Here is a 5,859-nt window from a genome sequence, read left to right on the forward strand (position 1 = left end):
GCCGGAGATACTGCCGTTCTTCGTGTACGGGACGCTGCGGCCGGGTGAGTACAACCACCGGCGGTTTCTACAGGGCCGGATCGTCGCCGCCGAACCGGCGCGCTGGGTGGGGGCGGAGCTGTACGAGGGCCCGGGCTACCCGTACGCGATCGAGAGCCCCGGCACCGGCACGGTCCACGGCGAGATCGTGACGCCGGCCCCGCAGGAGTATCCCCAACTCCTCGCGCTGCTCGACCGCTTGGAGGACTACGTCCCCGGCGACCCGGACAACGACTACGAGCGCGTGGCCCGCACCGTCGAGACGGCCACGGGGCCGGTGCGGGTCTGGGTGTACGTGGCGGCGCCCGCGGTCGCGGCGCGGCTGCGGGCCGCGGGCCAGGTGCTGCGGGGCGGCGACTGGCTTACGCGGGTGCGGAGTTGACCTCGTCGGCCCGGTGCGCGGCGGGCTCCAGGCGTACGGCGCAGACCTTGAACTCCGGCATACGGGAGGTCGGGTCGAGGGCCGGGTTGGTGAGGGTGTTGGCCCGGCCCTCGCCCGCCCAGTGGAACGGCATGAACACCGTGTCCGCCCGTATCCCCGTGGTGATCCGCGCCGGGGCCACGGCCCTGCCCCGGCGCGAGACCACCGCGACCGGGTCGCCCTCACCGACCCCGATCCGGTCCGCGAGCCGCGGATGCAGCTGGACGAAGGGCCCCGGGGCGGCCGCGTTCAGCTCCGGTACGCGGCGGGTCTGGGCGCCCGACTGGTACTGGGCGAGCACGCGCCCCGTGGTCAGCACCACCGGGTACTCGGCGTCCGTCTCCTCGGCGGCCGGCCGGTGCGTCACCGCGGCGAAGCGGGCGCGGCCGTCGGGGGTGGCGAAGCGGTCGAGGAACAGGCGGGGGGTGCCCGGGTGTTGGGCGCCCGGCGTCTTGGCGGGCCCGGGGGCGGCGCCGTCCGGAGCCTTCGTGGACTTCGGGGCGGTGCCGCCCCCCGGGACGGCACCGTCCATGGGGTCGACCGTCCCGGTCTCCCCGTTCTCAGGACAGGGCCAGAACACCCCGTCCTCCTCGACGAGCCGCCGATAGGTGATCCCCGAGTAGTCCGCCGCGCCGCCCGCGCTCGCCCGCCGCAGTTCCTCGAAGACCTCTTCGGGATCGGTCGGGAACCCCTTCTCCACCCCGAGCCGCGCGGCGAGTTCACTCAGTACGTCCAGATCGCTCCGTACCCCTGAAGGCGCCGTCACCGCGCGCCGCCGCAGCAGCACACGGCCCTCCAGATTGGTGAGCGTGCCCGTCTCCTCGGCCCACTGCGTCACCGGCAGCACCACATCGGCGAGCGCCGCCGTCTCGGAGAGCACCACATCGGCCACGGCGAGGAAGTCGAGCGAACGCAGCCGCTCCTCGATGTGCGCGGCGCGCGGCGCGGAGACGACCGGGTTGGAGGCCATCAGGATCAGGGACTTGATGTCACCGCCGAGCGCGTCGAGCAGCTCGTACGCGCTGCGCCCCGGCCGGGGCAGCGACTCGGGCGCGACGCCCCACACCTCGGCGACATGCGCGCGGGCCGCGGGATCGGCAAGGTCGCGGTAGCCCGGCAATTGGTCGGCCTTCTGGCCGTGTTCACGGCCGCCCTGCCCGTTCCCCTGGCCCGTCAGACAGCCGTAGCCCGACAGTGGACGGCCCGCGCGGCCCGTCGCCAGGCACAGGTTGATCCATGCGCCCACCGTGTCCGTGCCCTTCGCCTGCTGCTCGGGCCCGCGCGCGGTGAGCACCATCGCGTTCTCGGGCGCGCAGAACATCTCCACCGCGCGCCGCAGTTGAGGCACCGGCACCCCGGTGATCCGCTCGACGAGCTCGGGCCAGTGCGCCATCACCGCGGGGCGGGCGCCCTCCCAGCCGGTGGTCCGCTCGGCGATGAACGCCTCGTCGGTACGCCCCTGGGTCACCACCAGATGCAGCATCCCGAGCGCCAGGGCGAGATCCGTGCCCGGGCGCGGAGCCAGATGCAGATCCGCCTGCTCGGCGGTCTTGGTGCGGCGCGGATCGATCACGATCAGCGTGCCGCCGTTCTCCCTGAGCTCGGTGAAGTAGCGCAGGGCGGGCGGCATCGTCTCGGCGAGATTCGAGCCGACGAGAATGACACACCCCGTACGCGGAATGTCCTCCAGCGGGAACGGCAGCCCCCGGTCGACCCCGAACGCCTTGCGCCCCGCCGCCGCGGCCGATGACATGCAGAAACGCCCGTTGTAGTCGATCTGCGAGGTGCCGAGCACGACCCGCGCGAACTTTCCAAGGGCGTACGCCTTCTCGTTGGTCAGCCCGCCGCCCCCGAACACCGCGACGGCGTCCGCCCCGTGCTCGTCCCGGGTCCCCTGCAACCGGCCGGCGATCACCCCGAGCGCCTCGTCCCAGCTCGCGGGCGCGAGCTCACCCGTCTCCGGATCCCTGACCAGCGGCTCGGTCAGCCGTGCCGCGCGATCGAGCAGTGCGGGAGCGGTCCGCCCCTTGCCGCACAGAGCGCCCCGGTTCACGGGGAAGTCCGCCCGCTCGACCACCTCCACGCGCCCGCCGTCCACGGCAAGACCCATGCCGCACTGCAGCGCGCAGTACGGACAGTGCGTGAGGGTCGGCGGGGCGGTGTCGGACGGTGCGAGGTTCGGCATACGCCCAGCGTGCGACGCCGGTGTTACGCCCCGCACCCGTCGGCGTTACGTACCGGGTACGGCGGGCTCAGCGGGGTGGGGGCGAGGTGGTGAGGGTGCCTTTCGCGGGGGCTTGCGCCCAGGCGTTCGCTCGGCCTTCCGCAGGGGCGCCGGCCGGGGGCTGAGCGCTCGGCTCACCGGGCCGTCAGCGTGCTGAGCGCTCGGCTCACCGGGCCGTCAGCGCGCGGACCGTGGGTCCCGCCGTCCAGCCGCCGTCCACCGCCAGCTCCGCTCCCGTCATGTACGCCGCCGCGTCGGAGAGCAGGAACGCCACCGCCGAGGCGATCTCCTCCGGTACGCCGACCCGGCCCATCGGGGTGCCCGGGTAGCCGCCCTCGCCGGGCTGGATCCCGAGACCCGCGGTCATGGGGGTGTAGGTCATACCCGGGTGCACCGAGTTGACCCGGATACCGGCCTCGGCCAGCTCGACCGCCCCGATTTTCGTCAGCCCCCGCACGCCCCACTTCGACGCCCCGTACCCCGCGGTGAGCGGCAGACCGGTGAGGCCGGCCGCCGAGGAGATGTTCACGATCGAGCCGCCGCCGAGCTCGCGCAGGACGGGTATCGCGGTGCGCAGACCGATGAACACGCCGACCAGGTTGACCTCGATCACCTGCCGGAAGTGGTCCACGGACTCGTTCTCGAGCAACTCGCCCGTCGCGACCCCGGCGTTGTTGACAAGACCGTCCACCCGCCCGAACGCCGCGACCGCGTGGTCGAAAGCCGCCCGCCAGTCCGCCTCGCTCGTCACGTCGTGCCGCAGGAAGCGCGCCTCGTCCCCGAGCGAAGCCGCCGTGTCGGCGCCTTCCTTCTCCAGTACGTCGGTGATCAGGACCCTGCCGCCGCCGGCCACGACCGCCTCGGCGGTGGCGGCACCGAGCCCCCGGGCACCACCCGTCACGATCACGACCTTGCCGCTCAACTCCGCAGCCATGCGCCTACCTCCGCTTCGACTCCCGCGGTGACGCCGCGTCTCCGACGCCCAACCGGCCCTTCCCGTATGACTGTTAGGCATATGGGCGCGGGCCGCGCCAGTCTCCCAGCGGTCGCGCGAAAAGTCAGCGGCGCGGTGGCGGGCAGATGTCAGCGGCAGAGTGGCGGGCGGATGTCGGCGCCGGGGCCGCGGGCTGGATGTCAGGGGCCGGCCACGGGCCCGGAGACCGTGGAGCGCGCGGTCAGCGCTGCGTCCCGAGAGCCCGCCGCACCCCGTCCTCCCGCTCCCCGAGGAACCGCGGATCCCGCCCGAGCACCGCGTCGCGCGCCCCCTTCCCGGACGCGAGCAACTCCCGTATGCCGCCGAAGTACCAGGTCGCGTCGTGCGGCTCGGCCACCCCGACTCCGTACGACGCGACGCCCGCCCGCTCGCACAGCGCGACGGCCCTGCGGATATGGAAGTCCTGGCTGATCAGCACGGCCCGGTCCACCCCGAAGATCTTCTTCGCGCGGACACAGGAGTCCCATGTGTCGAACCCCGCATAGTCGCTGACGATCCGCCGGTCGGGCACCCCGCGCTCGGTCAGATAGCGGCGCATCGCGTCCGGCTCGTCGTACTCCACCCGACTGTTGTCCCCGGTGACCAGGACGACCTCGATCCGGCCCGACCGGTACAACTCCGCGGCCGCGTCCAGCCGATGCGCCAGATACGGCGAGGGCTCCCCGTCCCACAGGCCGGCCCCGAACACCACGGCGACCGGCGTCTTCGGCGCCTGCGCCACATCCCCGACCCGTCCGGCCGCGGCGGCGTGCATCCACGTCGACGGCAGCAGCGCGAGCACGCACCCCAGCATCAGCGTCTGCAGCGCCCGCCGCTGTCCGCGCCGCGTGCGCAGCGCCCTCAGCACCCGCGCCCCCAGCGCGCCGAGACCCGCCCGCACCGCTGCCAGCCGCACCGGCACCGCACGCACCGCCGCGGCCATCCGGCCGGCACCCGGAATCCGCATTCCCACCCCCGTTGTCGCCCTTACCCCTTGATCTACGCCAGTAGCGGCACCTTGGTTCCCCGCCGGCCGATTCGCCCGGGTTCGGTCCGCGACTGCGATCAGCGAAGGGTCCGTACTCCATAGAGGATCTGCAGAAAGAGCGGTACGAGAAAACACGCTCCCGTCGCGAGCGTCAGCACGATGTTGTCCGGCACGCCCGTCCCCAGGAGCACCGGCCGCTGCAACAGGAACACCCCGGCCACGATCGCCCCGTACACCGTCTGCGCCCACGGCGCCCAGGCCTGTTCGTGCAGGTCGTCGTCCTCCGCGGCCAGCGTGAGCGGCAGGCCGAAGGCGAGCGTGACGACGAACAGGAGGATCAGCAGGAACAGGTTGTTCTCGCCCGGCCCACGCGCGGGGAACAGCTCCCAGCGCGGCTGCGCGCGCGCCGCCACCTCGTCCGTCTCGTCGACATACGCACCCCACCCCGGCTGACCTGGCGCCCACAGCAGCTCGATCCGGTCGCCCCGCTCCGGCTTCCCCGCCGTATAGGCATGGCGGGCCCGCAACGGCCCGTCGGCGTCCGGCACTTGGAGCACCAGATCCGCGCTGTAACCGTGGAGCACGCCGTCGCTGTCGCGGTCCTCCGTGACGTCGCGCGGCTTCTCGGCCACGGTGCCGACGGCCGCGACGGCGCCCTCCTGCTGCATCCGCGCGACCAGCCCGTCCTCGTTCAGCCCGGACCCGAGCAGCCCGAAGACGGCCGTGGTGGTGATGGCGACCGGTATCAGCGCGAGGCATCGCCGCAGCTTCACCCAGACCGGCGAGCTGAGCGGACCTTGCGGCTCCTCCTGCGGCCACCATTGCTCCCGCAGCATGGCCTTGTACTCGGCTTCCTCTGCGTCCTCTGTGTCCTCTGTGTCCTCTGCGTCCTCTGCGTCCTTGTCATGCTCGCCCCGCTTGGCCAGCGAGACGCGCGCGGGCACGGACACCGGCTTCGGCACATACGGCCAGCGCCAGGACACCTCGTCCACGCCCTTGCGTACCCACAGCAGAACGGGCCGCCCCACCGCGCACACCGCCGCCACCCAGCCCCAGGCCAGCGCCCCGTCAAGCGGAGGCGGGCCGCTCAGGCTGCCGAGCACCAGGATCCCGGCGACCGAGACGGCGGCCCAGGTCCCGGCCGCGCACAGCCGCACGCCCCAAGTGAGCGCGCCGTACAGCAGATAGACGAACTTCCCCATGAACCCCTGAAC

At 73.0% G+C, this 5,859-nt stretch carries 5 protein-coding genes; 1 reads left to right on the forward strand and 4 read right to left on the reverse strand.

From position 1 onward, the window contains the following. On the forward strand, window positions 1–421 hold a 421-nt coding region (locus G6045_RS38725; RefSeq protein WP_408056420.1), incomplete at its 5' end, for a gamma-glutamylcyclotransferase family protein. On the opposite strand, the gene G6045_RS38730 is transcribed toward G6045_RS38725, so the two are convergent. The 4 genes from G6045_RS38730 to G6045_RS38745 all read right to left on the reverse strand — a co-directional run. Next, window positions 402–2,645 carry a molybdopterin oxidoreductase family protein gene (locus G6045_RS38730; RefSeq protein ID WP_165336935.1) on the reverse strand — a complete coding sequence of 748 codons (2,244 nt, stop codon included), beginning with the start codon at window positions 2,643–2,645 and terminating at the stop codon, window positions 402–404. The two genes, G6045_RS38725 and G6045_RS38730, sit on opposite strands and share 20 nt — an antisense overlap. Before the next feature lie 205 nt (window positions 2,646–2,850). Next, entirely contained in the window at window positions 2,851–3,618 is a 768-nt protein-coding gene (locus tag G6045_RS38735) for a glucose 1-dehydrogenase (protein WP_165336936.1), read from the reverse strand. A gap of 241 nt (window positions 3,619–3,859) precedes the next feature. Next, window positions 3,860–4,624 carry a SanA/YdcF family protein gene (locus tag G6045_RS38740; RefSeq protein ID WP_408056421.1) on the reverse strand — a complete coding sequence of 255 codons (765 nt, stop codon included), beginning with the start codon at window positions 4,622–4,624 and terminating at the stop codon, window positions 3,860–3,862. A gap of 98 nt (window positions 4,625–4,722) precedes the next feature. Then, window positions 4,723–5,859, reverse strand: a 1,137-nt coding sequence (locus tag G6045_RS38745; protein WP_206344751.1) for a hypothetical protein, incomplete at its 5' end; no start/stop codon positions are given.

Origin of the sequence: Streptomyces mesophilus (assembly GCF_011044995.1) — a bacterium.
Classification (GTDB): domain Bacteria; phylum Actinomycetota; class Actinomycetes; order Streptomycetales; family Streptomycetaceae; genus Streptomyces; species Streptomyces mesophilus.